General features: G+C 56.8%; 10 protein-coding genes. 3 read left to right on the top strand and 7 right to left on the bottom strand.

Features of this window, described 5'->3' with window-relative positions; all coding sequences use genetic code 11:
- Positions 1-11: 11 nt before the first annotated feature.
- Both CP97_RS08860 and otsB read right to left on the bottom strand, forming a co-directional pair.
- The gene (locus CP97_RS08860) at positions 12-1820 is read right to left on the bottom strand and encodes a glycoside hydrolase family 15 protein (RefSeq protein ID WP_048886880.1); all 1809 of its coding nucleotides are present in this window, start codon (positions 1818-1820) and stop codon (positions 12-14) included.
- 2 nt (positions 1821-1822) lie between these two features.
- Positions 1823-2563: a trehalose-phosphatase gene (otsB, locus tag CP97_RS08855; protein WP_048885632.1), complete on the bottom strand. Its 741-nt coding sequence runs from the start codon at positions 2561-2563 to the stop codon at positions 1823-1825.
- A 275-nt stretch (positions 2564-2838) separates the two neighbouring features.
- Here otsB and CP97_RS08850 point away from each other — a divergent pair, with 275 nt between their 5' ends.
- From CP97_RS08850 to CP97_RS08840, 3 genes are all read left to right on the top strand, one after another.
- Positions 2839-4338: an ATPase domain-containing protein gene (locus CP97_RS08850; RefSeq protein ID WP_048885631.1), complete on the top strand. Its 1500-nt coding sequence runs from the start codon at positions 2839-2841 to the stop codon at positions 4336-4338.
- Positions 4339-4342: 4 nt separating this feature from the next.
- Positions 4343-6739, top strand: a complete 2397-nt coding sequence (locus tag CP97_RS08845; RefSeq protein ID WP_048885630.1) for a PAS domain S-box protein — start codon at positions 4343-4345, stop codon at positions 6737-6739.
- 342 nt (positions 6740-7081) lie between these two features.
- Positions 7082-7819 carry a transporter gene (locus tag CP97_RS08840; protein ID WP_149036451.1) on the top strand — a complete coding sequence of 246 codons (738 nt, stop codon included), beginning with the start codon at positions 7082-7084 and terminating at the stop codon, positions 7817-7819.
- Positions 7820-7956: 137 nt separating this feature from the next.
- Here the strand turns inward: CP97_RS08840 and CP97_RS08835 are convergent, their stop codons facing one another.
- The 5 genes from CP97_RS08835 to CP97_RS08815 form a co-directional block, all read right to left on the bottom strand.
- Positions 7957-8730, bottom strand: a complete 774-nt coding sequence (locus CP97_RS08835) for a methyltransferase domain-containing protein (protein WP_048885628.1) — start codon at positions 8728-8730, stop codon at positions 7957-7959.
- Complete coding sequence (locus CP97_RS08830) at positions 8727-9362, bottom strand: alpha/beta fold hydrolase (RefSeq protein ID WP_048885627.1); 636 nt, start codon at positions 9360-9362, stop codon at positions 8727-8729. The genes CP97_RS08835 and CP97_RS08830 overlap by 4 nt, the downstream gene beginning before the upstream one ends.
- Positions 9359-10519, bottom strand: a complete 1161-nt coding sequence (bioF, locus tag CP97_RS08825; RefSeq protein ID WP_048885626.1) for an 8-amino-7-oxononanoate synthase — start codon at positions 10517-10519, stop codon at positions 9359-9361. Before bioF ends, CP97_RS08830 begins: the two co-directional genes overlap by 4 nt.
- Before the next feature lie 390 nt (positions 10520-10909).
- Entirely contained in the window at positions 10910-13159 is a 2250-nt protein-coding gene (locus CP97_RS08820) for a TonB-dependent receptor (RefSeq protein ID WP_063612523.1), read from the bottom strand.
- Positions 13160-13236: 77 nt separating this feature from the next.
- Positions 13237-14103 carry an SDR family NAD(P)-dependent oxidoreductase gene (locus CP97_RS08815; protein WP_048885624.1) on the bottom strand — a complete coding sequence of 289 codons (867 nt, stop codon included), beginning with the start codon at positions 14101-14103 and terminating at the stop codon, positions 13237-13239.
- Positions 14104-14151 lie beyond the last annotated feature (48 nt).

Genomic DNA, 14151 nt, shown 5'->3' with positions numbered 1-14151 from the left:
ACTGTCCGGCTTTATCGGACTGTGTTCCAGCTTTTTGATAAAAGTCCCACACAATTGATTGTTCCAACGAGAGAGTAGGTCTGGGGGAAGTTGCCCCACAGCTCGCCTGTTTCGAAATCCATATCCTCGGACAACAGGCCCGATCCGGTCCGATGGTCGAGCATGGTCGTGAATAATTCGCGCGCTTCGTCCTTGCGGTCCATCAGCGCCAGCGCTTCGATCAGCCAGAACGTGCAGATATTGAAAGCCGTTTCGGGCGCACCGAAATCATCTTCCGCAGCATAACGCAGCATATGTTCGCCGCGCCGCAGATCACGTTCGATCTGAGCAAAGGTGGCAATAAATCGCTCATCCTCCGGTTCAATATAACGCAGTTCGAGCAATTGCAGCAGGCTGGCATCGAGGTAATTGCTTTCAAAACTGGCGCCGTAATGACCGCCCTCGCCATTCGCCTTCCACGCCTTTGCCTCAATCGTGGCACGGATCTTTTCAGCCCGCTCTCGCCATATTTCCGCACGGTCCGGCTTGCCGAGGTAATGCGCGACATTGGATAACCTGTCGCAGGCGGCCCAGCTCATCACCGCAGAGTAGGTGTGCACTTCTTGCCTCGTGCGGAATTCCCATAGGCCGGCATCAGGCTGATCATGCATCTTCCACGCCGTTTCGCCGACTTGTTCCAAGCTTTCAAAATCACGGTCATCAGCGATGCGCAGCAGTCTCTTGTCGAGGAAACCCTGCGCTGTCGGGAGGACAATCTGGCCGTAACAATCGTGCTGGATCTGCTTCCATGCGGCATTGCCCACGCGCACCGGCCCCATGCCACGATAGCCCGCAAGGTTAGCTGCCGTCGTCTCGGTCAGCTCGCTTTCGCCCATGACGGAATATAACGGTTGGATCTGTCCGCCTTTAGCCGAATCGACGATATTGCGAAGATAGCGCAAATATTTCTCAAGCACGTCGAGAGCACCCAGGCGGTTGAGCGCCTGTACGGTATAGTAGGAATCGCGGATCCAGCAGTAGCGATAATCCCAATTGCGCTCGGAATTGGGCGCTTCGGGTATTGATGTGGTGAGCGCAGCGACAATCGCGCCAGTTTCCTCATGCTGGCAAAGCTTCAAGGTGATGGCGCAACGGATAACCTCGTCCTGCCACTCAAACGGCGTGGCCAACCCGCGCGACCATAGCTGCCAATATTTGCGTGTGGCCTGTTCCATCCAGCGAATTTCTTCGCGCAGATTGCCAAAAAATCCTTCATCGGGACCGAGGAAAAAATGGGTATCACCTTCAACCCTGAAGGCATGGTTTTCAAGAATATAGCCAACAGGGGCATCGGTAGACAGGCGCAGGGCTTGAGGCCCGACCAGATAGCGGATGTGATTGGTGCCATTGGTAGTCTCGGCCAGGGAGGCACCATAATTCTTCATCGGTCGCAGTATGACGCGCATTCGCGGCGTGCCAGCTACCGGGCGCACGATACGAGAGAAAGCCACAGGGCGATACATCCGGCCCGAACGTTCGAAACGCGGGCAAAAATCTAGGATTTCAACTGCGCTGCCATCCTCTGCTTCAAGGCGTGTCAGCAAGGTGGGAGTGTTGCGGATATATTCTTGTGTAGCGCTGATCTGGCCCTCCAGTTCAAAGCGCCATGTCCCGCTATCCTGCTGATCACCATTCATCAGCGCGCAGAATACAGGATCACCGTCCACGCGCGGGACACAGCCCCATACCAGCGCGCCATTTCGGTCTATCAGGCCGGAAACCTGGCAATTTCCGATCGGCCAGAGTTCAAGACTGCTGGCATGCTCGTTCTTTGTCGACATATTCACAGATGCAACCATTGCTGCACTGCAGCAGGGTTCGCAAGTGCATAAACTGCATTTTCGCTAGGGCGGTCCCCGACCGCTATGCCAAATCCACCCATTTCAACTGCCGCACGCATGCCGTCTTCATCGGTAATATCGTCTCCGACAAATACCGGAAACGCTCCGGCGAAAGGCGCAAATTGCATCAGATTTCGCACAGCCCCAGCCTTGTCGGCACCCTGCGCCACAAGTTCGATCACGCGTTTGCCGCGTTTCACCGCAAGACCATGCTGCAGAGCGAGCGCGTGAGCGAAGGCCAGCCCTTGTTCCTCCAATTCGGGATTGGCGCGGTAATGTAATGCTGTGCCATGTGGCTTGTCTTCCAGCGCAAATCCATTGGCTGCGGCGAAGGCACCAACTTCGTGAAGCACCTCATCCGACAAGGCATCAGGTTCATCGCCAATGGGCGTGCCATCGGCAGCACGGCAATCGCTGCCATGCGATCCCGCACAGGCAATTCCGACAATACCGAGATGGTCTTGCAGATCCGGGATGGCACGGCCGCTTACCAGTGCGAGGCGGCCTTCAAGCTGTTCGGCGAGACTGGTTAGCCGTGCAGCCAGATCGGGCGGAACGGTGATGCCATCGGGCGTCGGAGCGATGTCGATAAGCGTTCCGTCAAAATCAAGGAAAAGCGCGAGGGGCCGTTCCCCCGATATAGCTTGGATATCGGGCGGCAGCGGTAGGTTCTGGGCCATCATCGACGGCAGACGTGGCAAATGGAGCTGACGAGGTCAATCGCCGCAAGCATCTCATTGATCGCTAGAGCTTGAATGGTGAATACCTATGCTTGACGATCTTCTTTTTTTACTGGCAAATTCAATTGCTTGGAAGCATGGAAATGGGAACAGGGCATATTCTGGTCCAGCGACGGGGATTCGTGTCTTTTTACGTGGCCAAGGCCGCGGATGCAGAGGGGGAACTTACTCTCCGACCATCCGTAAATTTAACACGCGCGTAGTTTTAAGGATCATAAATGCACTCGGTCGGCGAAATCAGCGATCACGGCCCCAAGGCCCTTCCTACGGGGATTTCCGGTCTCGATCATATTCTCAACGGTGGCTTGCCTTCGCAGCGGCTTCATCTGATCGAAGGCACGCCCGGCGCCGGGAAGACGACGCTGGCAATAAACTTTCTTCTTCAAGGGCAGGAGGTGAGTGAAAGCGGGCTTTACATCACCCTGTCTGAAACGTCGGACGAGTTGCGCGCGGCCGCAGCATCACATGGATTGTCGCTTGACGGGATTGACCTTTTCGAACTTGTTGCCGAAGACGGTTTCAATAGCGAAAATGAGCAAAGCCTTCTCCATCCCAGCGAATTTGAATTGGGAGAGACTGTCAGAGGCGTCATCAGTCAGGTTGAGAAGACAAACCCGACCCGCGTAGTGGTGGATAGCCTTTCCGAACTCCGGCTGTTGGCACAAAACCCCTTGCGCTACCGGCGACAGATTTTGGCTCTGAAACATTTCTTCGCCAGGCGGAACTGCACTGTACTCATGCTCGACGACAAATCCGCTGAACCGGGCGATCTGCAATTGCACAGCATCGCGCATGGCGTCATCTCGCTGGAACAGAATGCAAATGATTTCGGCGCTGAACGCCGGCGGCTGCGCGTCATCAAGATGCGCGGCCTCGACTATCGCGGCGGCTATCACGATTTTACCATCCAGAGAGGCGGACTGTGCGTCTACCCGCGTCTTGTTGCGTCGGAACATCATCGTGATTTTGATGCAGAACCAGTAACGACAGGGCTGGAAGAATTGGACGCCTTGCTGGGCGGCGGCCTGCCACCTGGCACCAACACCCTACTTACCGGCCCTGCCGGCGTTGGCAAAACCACCACCGCTATCCGCTGCCTGATATCTGCGCTCGAACGCGGAAAGCACGCTGCCTATTATCTGTTCGATGAGCGGCTTGCGACCTTGATGAAGCGATCTGAAAACCTTGGCATGGATTTGCAGCCCTATATCGACAACGGCCAGTTGAACCTGCGCCAGATTGACCCTGCGGAGCTATCTCCTGGCGAATTTGCAGGGGCCATCCAGACTTCGGTCGAACAAGACAATGCAGAGATGGTCATTATCGATAGCCTCAACGCCTACCTTCATGCCATGCCAAGCGACAATTTCCTCGTTTTACAGATGCATGAATTGTTGAGCTATCTCAGCCAGCAGGGGATTGTGTCCATCATGATCCTCGGACTGCACGGAGTTACCGGCGACCTGCGAACGGATCTGGATGTCAGCTATCTTGCCGATAATGTGATGATGCTGCGCTTTTTTGAAGCCAAGGGCACTGTCAAGAAATCCATGGCCGTCATTAAGACACGCACCACCGATCACGAGCGCACGATCCGGGAATTCAAGATTGACGCATCAGGCATTCGGATTGGTGAACCGCTGACAGATTTCGAGCACATACTGAGCGGCAATCCTCGTTTCTCGTCTGGAGACGAGCCTTTGTTGAAAGACGCCTGAAGACATGCCCGACACAAAATACGGCTCGTCGGTGGCCATTCTGGCTCCGCGCGGGCGCGATGCACTCGTCGCCAGGAGCCTGCTTGAGGATCAGGGCATCGATGTGGTCAACGCGCGCAGTGTTGACGAACTGGCCGTATTGGTGCGCGAGCTTATTGGCGTCGCTCTTATCGCCGAGGAGGCATTGGCTGAGGTTGGATTGCCCAGCCTGGTCGCGGCGCTCAAAGAACAGCCGACCTGGTCGGATATTCCTTTCATTGTCCTGACAAATGGGATGAAAACCCAGCGTTGTGCAGCTGAAGAACAACGCATCAACGCTCTCGGCAACGTCGTATTGCTGGCACGTCCGCTGCATAGGGATGACATTCTTCGCGCGACTCGGTCTGCCCTGAAAGCAAGGCAGCGGCAGTTCGAAGCGCGTCACCGCCTTGAGGAATTGCACAAGCGAGAAAAGGAACTCGCCGAAAGCGAACACCGCCTGCATGCGATCGCCAACTCGGTAGATAACATGATCTGGTCGACTCAGCCTGATGGGTTTCACGACTATTATAATGATCGCTGGTACGAATTTACCGGGGTCCCGCGTGGATCAACCGATGGGGAGGAATGGAATGGTGTATTCCATCCTGATGACCAGGACCGCGCATGGAAACGATGGCGGCATTCACTGGAGACCGGCGAACCATACGAGATCGAATACAGGTTGCGCCATCATACCGGCAAATATCGCTGGGTGCTCGGCAAGGCGAAGGCCGTTCGCGATGACGATGATAATATTATTCGCTGGTATGGCAGTTGCACCGACATCGATGAACTGATCCGCGTGCGGGAAAAGCTCACGCAGTCGCGCGATGTGCTTGAGCGTGCGGTCGCCGAACGCACGCAGGAACTTGCCGATCTATACCGCAAGACGCCGGTGCTGCTACATTCGCTTGATCATGAAGGCCGCCTTATCAGCGTGAGTGACAGATGGTTGAGTTTTATGGGCTTTGAGCGTGCCGAGGACGTTCTTGGCAGGCTGGCCTCCGATTTTGTCGCTCCAGAAAGTCTGGATGATCACCGTGGCTCCTTCCGTGAGCGCGTCGCCAGAGAAGGCGTCGTTTATGACTTGCCGTATCGCGTGGTCAGGAAAAATGGCGAGATCGCCGATGTGCAGATTTCTGCGCGCGCAACTCGCAATGAAAAAGGCGAGGTAGAACGGGTCATGGCATCGGTTGTCGACCTGACCGAACACAAGAAGATCGAAGCTGAACGTGATGCCGCCGAAGCGCAGTTACGACAAAGTCAGAAGCTGGAAACCATTGGCCAGCTGACGGGCGGCATTGCGCATGACTTCAACAATCTTCTCATGGCTATCAAATCCAGTCTGGAACTACTGCGTCGTCGCATTCCCGAAGATGACAGCCGCGCACGCAGCTTCCTCGACAATGCCCTGGCGGGGACTGAACGGGGTGCAATCCTGACACAGCGGATGCTGGCATTTGCTCGCAAGCAGGAACTGGACACACGACCGGTTGATCTGGCCCGATTGCTCCCGGGAATGCGCGATTTGCTGGAACGCTCCATCGGTCCGCAAATCGACATCACCCTCCACATAGCACCGCGTGTTGCCGATGCGCTGGTCGATGCCAATCAGCTGGAAATGGCGATCCTCAACCTTGCGGTGAATGCGCGCGACGCGATGGAGGGGCAAGGCCATATGCACATCGCTCTCGAATGCGTCGACATGAACGGTACGCCTGGGCTGTCAAACGGCAATTATGTGCGCATCGCCGTGGAAGATGATGGCCCCGGCATGGATGCCAACACACTTGCCAAGGCGACAGAACCGTTCTTTACCACAAAGGGCGTGGGCAAGGGTACGGGACTTGGGCTGTCGATGGTGCACGGGCTGGCAACCCAGTCTAACGGCTTGTTCCGTTTGCAGAGTGAGCCAGGCAAAGGCACAACCGCTGAGATATTCTTGCCGGTTGCCAGCAATTCTTCGGAAGGGACAGATGGTCAGATGCATAGTGCAGCAGAAACCAGCACTGAAGAAGCGCGCCCGCTGGTGATATTGGCAGTCGATGATGATGCACTGGTTTTGTTCGGCACGGTCGCCTTGCTTGAAGATCTCGGTCACGAGGTGATTGAGGCTGGCTCTGGCGCATCAGCCCTGCAAGTGCTGGATGAACGCGACGATATCGACCTTGTTATCACCGATCAGGCCATGCCCAATATGACTGGCGTGGAATTGGCGCACGCCATCCACGAAAAGCGTCCGCAAATGCCTATCGTTCTTGCCAGCGGATATGCAGAGATGCCTGAAGGCGCAAAAGAACATATTGCTGCGCGTCTGGAAAAACCGTTCAGCGATGAAATGTTGAGCGAGACGATCCAGACGGTATTCTCCAGCGTCTGAACGTCAGTCTACTCGCCAATTCGCGATAAATGTCAGACTTACCCTGAAGGTTTGGCCAAGGCGCCCTGCCCTGTATCAAGCTGATTGAGCGATTGCAGGTCATCTCAGCTAGGCGGCGCTACGAAGGAATAATCTGGCGCCAGTGAAGACTACTGTCTCCCATTACCAATTTTCAAAAAATCCGCGTTCGCATGGATGAAACCTGCATTGCCGTCCGTTTAATGGACGGAATGGCCGGGTTTGACCGCGCCAAAGTTATGGAGCCAACACCTGATGCGTATCGCGAAATATTTTCTTCTCTTGTCGTGCTTTGCTGTGCCTTCCTTTGCACAGGAGGTCCCAATGGAGGGCGAGGAAGTAAGCCAGAGCGAAACTGAATTTTCGGTTTTGACAGGGGTGCATTATTCTTCCGGAGACATCGACGGACAGGATTATGAAACCAAGGCCGCAAGCATCGGTGTTGCCGCCAGAAATGGCCGGTTTTCAATCTCCGCCTCCATTCCCTATGTCGTCACCACCGCGCCAGAGGAATTGATCGTCAGCGGCGGTGGCCTGTTAGGTTCATCGCTTTTCGCATCGCCAACCTCACAAACGACGCAAGTTGAACGCGAAGGGATTGGCGATCTCGCGATACAGGCTGGTTATCTGCTTCCTGTGGATGCAGTCGATGCCTTTATCTCCACCGCGGTCAAAGTGCCCACTGCATCAAGCCGGACGGGTCTTGGCACGGGTGAGTTCGATTTTGGCGTATCGGGAGAACTTTCCAAGCGTCTGGGTTCAGTCGTGCCATTCATCAGCGCCGGATACACGATAATCGGTGAGCCTGAAGGTTTCGACGTGCGCAATACGCTGTCGGGCTCTGCCGGCAGCCAGTTCCTGGTCGGGGAAACGAGCGCGATCACTCTTTCCTACAGCTATAACCAGTCTGCGACCGATGACATTGGCGACAGGCAAAGCGTGGGGATCGGTTTCGGTACCAACCTGGCGCCAAAGCTGCGGCTGGGCGTAGATGGCAGTGCAGGCCTTACCGAAGATGCACCTGACGCCAGGGTCGGTCTAAGGCTTGGCATCGGTTTCTGACGGATCGCCAATGATGCATGCCTGTCGTGCCCGCTCTTGTGTTGCAAGCAGAAGATAGCCGACCAGCGCAGACAATCGCGTGTATTCCCGCTCCCAATTCAATGAAGGGCCCTGACGTGCCTATGGGATCGTGGAATTCACGCGAGACTTCTGCGGAAATGTCCGAAAACGACCTCATAAGTCACAGCAGCGCCTTGATCTTCGAACCGCGCCATAACCCGGCGCATCTCTGCAGGGCCGAGTGGTCGATGCGTCGATTGCGGCGTGCCTGCCCCGATGGCGCGGAGGCTGCGCAGAAAAGCCAGCGCATTTTCATGCTGTTCGACGTGCTTCTGGACAATTAGATCACCGACGCGGGTGCGGACGTGCAGGGCCTCCAGCTCCGCAAGCGAAGCGAAGCGGCGCGTGCCGACTTTAAGCCCCTGTGCCGCATGCGCTTCCGCCCATTCGGCAAAAGTGCCCGCGCCCAGCGTCGTGAACAGGCAATGCCCGCCGGGGCGCAGGCTATTCAGCATGCGACCGATCGACAGATCCTGATTGTCGAACCACTGCATCGCGAGGTTTGAACACACGAGATCAAAACTGCCCCTTTCAGGCAGCCCGTACTCGCCATCCAAAACTGCGAAGCGGCGCTTCGGGGTTTCCCCCAAGCGCGCCTTGCAGCGTTCGATCATGCCGGGCGCAATGTCAGTGACGAGCCATTCTCCGCCCACGCCTGCAGCGATAAGGGCTTGCGTAAGAAATCCCGTTCCACATCCGATTTCCAGGATTCGCGGGTTCGGTGGCAGATCGAGCGCGGAAATACGGGTTGCAAGGTCGCAGGCCACATCGTGTTGGAACCGCGCATTGCGATCATAGTCACTGGCCGATCCGAAAGCCGCGCCAATGAGGTCGCGTTCCTTCACGTTCATGCCACAGCCCTTGCGAAATCGGCGATGGCCGAAGCTGTCCATTCAGGTGCTTCACTTGGAAGTAGGTGGCCTGCCGTCCCGCAAGCCATGCGCGTCAGGTTACTCGCCTTTGCGAAGACCGCCTCTCGCATGTCCCGCGGCAATAATGGATCATCAACACCTTGCAGTGACATGGCCGGAATCGCGCAAATACGATCACGATAATCTCCGTCGCGCAGCAGTTCGAGATCGGACAGCAATGTGTCAACCACTGGCTCACCCGCCTTATCCCCGGCCCCGCAGCGGATACGAAAATCGGCCACGCTCTGCACTGGATCCAGTGGTAGTCGCGCGATCATCCGCTCCAGCGGGCGGCGAGGGACTCCCGGAAAACCATCACCTTCCACGAAACGGTCAAAGCCGTTGACCGCCACCAGACCAATGCAATCGGCAGGCAGGTCAGCAAGCCAATGCATCACCCCGAGGCTGTGCCCCACGACGATGCAGGAGCCTTCGGCGCGCAATTCACCAGGCGCACCGAAATAACCCCGGTCGCCAATATGGCAGTCAAACCCGTGAAGGTGGCGCATGACATCTGACCAGATCGACCCATCGAAGCCCCAGCCATGCATGAACAGCAGCGTAGCCGTCACGTCTTCTCGCCAATCGCCGTAAGCAGGGCGTCGATATCATCCTCCCCATGCGCCGCACGCAGGGCAAGGCGCAAGCGGCTCGTCCCCTTGGGCACAGTTGGTGGGCGAATGGCAGATGCAATCATGCCGTGCCTTTCTAATCGGTCCGACAGCGCCAGCGCGTCTTCCGCTTCGCCGATCACCGCGGGAACTATCTGTGTGCTTGACCTGCAAACGTCGAAACCGCGCGAGGTCAGGCCTTTGCGCAGCCGATCACCCAGTGCGGCAAGGTGCGCACGCTCCGCATCCATTTCTGGGACAAGGTCAAGTGCGGCATCAATCGCGCCCAACACGGCCGGCGGCAATGCGGTCGTATAGATGAATCCGCTGCTGGTGTTGACGAGATAATCGATCAGCACCCGCGAACCGGCGACATAAGCCCCGAACCCGCCCAGCGCCTTGCTGAAAGTGCCCATCGTCACGTCGGCCCCGCCCGGCACACTTGCCGACAACCCTGCGCCTCCGGGGCCAAGCACGCCGGTCGCATGCGCCTCATCCACATAGAGAAGCACATCGTATTCACGCGCAAGCCGGGCGAGCTCGGCCATATTGGCCCGGTCCCCATCCATGCTGAACACAGTCTCCGTCAGGATGATTCGTGCTGGCGCCGCCACGCTTTCGGCCAACAGTTTTTCCAGCGCAGTCATATCATTGTGGGCAGAGCGGGTCTGCCGAGTGCCCGCTAACCTGCATCCAGCATGCATGCTTGCGTGGATTAGCCGATCGGTGAAGACTTTCGCCCCGGGGAATGCAGCCAGCAATGCCGGAATCACAGCCGCATTTGCCTGCCACCCGGAAGCAAAGATCAACGCCGCCTCGGTCCCCTTGAACTGCGCGATCTTCTTCTCAAGCATGAGATGTGCGTCATGCGTGCCTGTCACCAGGCGCGATGCGCCACTGCCGCTGCCCATGCGCGATGCCCATTCGCATGCGCGTTCTGCCAGAAGGGGATGGCGTGCTAGACCAAGGTAATCATTGCTCGAGAAGTCGAGCATTTCTCGGCCGTCTCGCTCAATCCGGCCTCCGCCGATTAACGCAGCTGGACGAAGGGTACGACGCAGTCTTGCTTTGGCCTTACGATCCAAAATCTCATGCAGGACAAGATTGAGATTTACCATTTGGCATTGGCCACGGTGACTACTCTCAAATTAGGCCAGACGGATAGAAACAAAACGCATGCGCCACCCAACGCGACTCTCGCCTCTCTACGGATGCTTCGTGCAGCAGGGAGACAATCGAGAGTCAATATCAACGCTCTTGCGATGGCCCCAGGTCGTTACGGCGGCAACCGTCATAGACCGCATGTCAGGGCACTAGCCCAAGCGCTACTTCGGAATGGATGTCGGGTCTGCCCAGCAAATTTGAGCACCGATCCAGAACACGCCCCCCACGAGCGGTGAGGGCGCGAAGAGACGCGGGCCTTGCTCGGCTGATCAAGCGCGCCAAACATAAGAGAAAGGGCGGGTGCTGGTGACACCCGCCCTTTCCTGTTTCAAAACCAGATAGGGTTAGAAGTTAAGCTGGGCGCCAATTCCCAACCGCCTCGGCCGTTCGTAAACAATATAGGTCCCGAGCCCACCCGGCGAAATCTGTTGTGCGACCTTCGCATTGGTAAGGTTGGTGCCCCACAGGAAGAACCGCAAGTTCTCGTCGGGCGTCGTCCAGCTGATTTCGCCACTCGCCAACTCATAGGCTTCCTGCACCAGCGTATTGGCGAAATCGTGATAGACCTTGGAACTATGGAACACATTGCCCGTCACCCCAAGACGGCCTTCCGCGAGATCCGCACCCCAATCAAACCCGATGTTGGCTGTGAAGCGCGGTGAACGGGCCATCTGATTGCCCGACGCATCGGTCGAGGTCTGGAGATTACCGCCGCCCGGCAAAGGTATATACAGCGGAGAATCTGGGAAGTCCTCATAATCGGCATGGGTATATCCCGCGCCCGTGCGGATCTGGAGATTGTTGGTCGGCGCGGCTGTTACTTCAATTTCAGCGCCATAGATCTCGGCAGATGCCGCATTCTGGAGCTGAAAGCCCAGCCCTCCAGGTGCGCGAGCAGTAACCTGCAGCCCGGAATAATCATAATAGAATGCCGAGATATTGGTGCGCAACCAGTGGAGCGGCTCTGCCTTCATGCCGACTTCCCAAGCATCAATTTCTTCAGGATCGGTCCCGATGCCGGAAAGGCCAAAGCCGTTGAAGACGCCGCTCTTGAAGCCTGTACCATAGCTTGCGTAGAAATTCGCATCGTCTGCAAAATTATACCTAAGCGCGACCTTATAAGTCCATTTGCCGAATGACATTTCCGCAAGGCCGTCTTCATTGAAGCCGGGAGTTGTTGGCCCGACCAACGGCACACCGTTTACTGCCTGCCGGAACTTACGTTCCTCATGCGAATAGCGTCCGCCCAACGTCACAAAGAAATTGTCGGTAACTTCATAGGTGCCTTCGGCGAAGCCCGCCAAGGAAGTCGTCTTCACCTCGGGGCTGAGGAGAGTGGACGTAGTATCCACTGTCGAACGCGGAGAGCCGACAAGTGTGAGGCCCATACCACCGTCCAGGTGGAAGGCATAAGCGCCGATGATCCAGTTGAGCCGTCCGCTTCCTGCCGAAAGCAGCCTTATCTCCTGGCTAAATGCATCGACTTTGGAATCGTCCAACAAGGTTGCCCCACGATAGATGTTCGATGCGTCGGAATCGATATCCTGAAGGTTCTCAGAGCGCGAATAGCCTGTCGAGGTTTCAAGATTGACATTGCCCAACTCGAATTCAGTGCGCACTGACAAATTGTAGCGCGTATAGTCGAGGACTGGTTCCAAGCTCAGCGAAGTCTGCCAAGGTTCGGTAGGTACGATCACATTCGGCACCGGGATCGGGTCACCGCCTGGCGTGAGTGGCGGATCAGTCCGTCCAGCAGTGTTGCCGTTAAAAGGCTGGTTTGTCGGCTCCGAATTGGAATCGGCAAATTGGGCGGTCACGATAATTCGCGAACTCATGCTCGGTTCGAACAGCAATTTGCTGCGTATGTCGATCACCCTTGCGGCGCCGGTATGGCCACCGTTGACCAAATCATCCGCATAGCCATCGTTCTCGCGATAAAGCGCAGCAAAATCGGCAGCGATCTTATCGGTTAACCCTCCGGTGACGTAGGCCCGCAAATCATAGTCATTCGCATCGCCGCGCATCCGGCCATATTTTGCAGTGATCCGGCCACGCGTCGTAAATTCAGGGTCGGGTGTGATCACATTGATCAGACCGCCTGTGGCATTGCGGCCAAACACCGTGCCTTGCGGACCCTTGAGAACCTCGACTCGTTCAACCTCGACCAATTCCACCGTGGTCGAGAATGGATCGGCTTGATAGATACCGTCGATATAGGTAGCGACATTGGCTTCATCGCCGACGGTGACACCGCTTGACCCGACGCCACGGATCGTGGGCAGCATGGCGCTGAGATTACGCGCGCCGTTAAAGCCGGGAACGACCTTGGTGAGGTCGCGCACCTCAACAACGCCTGCGTTGCCCAGAGTGCTCGCGGTGACGGCGCTGACGGTGACGGGAATGTTCTGCAAACGCTCTTCGCGGCGAGTTGCAGTCACCACGATTTCTTCGAGTCCGCCGGTCTGCCTGACGGGCTCACTCGCTTGGTTCTGTGTCGGTTCAGGAGCAGCATCTGCCGGGTCGGTCTGGGCAAACGCAGGAGTTGCGATCGCAGCAGTACAGGACAGCAGAGCCCATTTCGGAAGTCTTCTCATAAACATTGGCATTCCCCTCATTCTATTCTTTTGGTTTTTATAATCTTTTAGTTTTGGTCTTCGTTCGTCAGTATTGTTTAGGACGGAAAAGCAGCGCGCATTCTTGATCCGATCTCGCACTCCTCGGCACCGGTAAGAGAATCTATCGCTTGGAATTGGGCGTCGAAAGCCTCCACCGTGGCCGGTTCTTCATTTCCGAAGCGGACGCCCGCTGTCTCGAAATAGTGAATCCGGCCAAATGCGCCGCCACCTGCGGTAAAGGTGTGCCCGATGACGTCGCAGCGTTCGCTCGCCAACCAGGCGACAGCGGGAGATACCAGTTCAGAACGGAACGCTTCTGCCGTGTCCTCGTCGAACATGCCTTCAGTCATTCCCGTTGCCGCAACCGGCGAGATCGCATTCACCAGCACGTTGCGCTTGCGACCTTCGAGCGAAAGGCAGTTCATCAGGCCGAGCACTCCGGCCTTTGCTGCACCATAAGCGCATTGTCCGAAATTGCCCGACGTTGCAGCCATTGAAGTTGTCATCACGATCCGGCCGTAAGCCTGCTCGTTCATCAACGGCCAGACCGCCTTGCTGCAATTGATCGTACCCAGCAAATGCACGCGGATCACAGCTTCAACGTCCTCAAGTTCCGCCTTGAGAAAGCTGCGATCGCGGAGGAAACCGGCATTGTTTACCAGGATATCAACCTTGTCATAGGTTGCGATCGCAGTTGCGACGATCGCTTCCGCGCCTTCGGCCCGTTCGACGCTGTCATAGCTGGCGACGGCTTCCCCACCTGCGCTGCGTATCTCCTCCACTACCGTATCGACCCGTGCCCGATTGCGGCCGTTGACCACCACCTTGGCACCGCGCTTTGCGAGCAGTAGCGCATGGCTACGCCCGAGACCGGCGCTGCCACCTGTGACGATCGCGACGCGGTCGCGTAGATCAAGCGTCATGTACCTCCACTCCATGCGAGAGACGTCAGCCCCGCCGCCATCACTCCA

Origin of the sequence: Aurantiacibacter atlanticus, assembly GCF_001077815.2 — a bacterium.
GTDB classification, from domain to species: domain Bacteria; phylum Pseudomonadota; class Alphaproteobacteria; order Sphingomonadales; family Sphingomonadaceae; genus Alteraurantiacibacter; species Alteraurantiacibacter atlanticus.
Note: the sequence above shows the minus strand (reverse complement) of the source record. Positions and strands in the feature narration are given on the sequence as shown.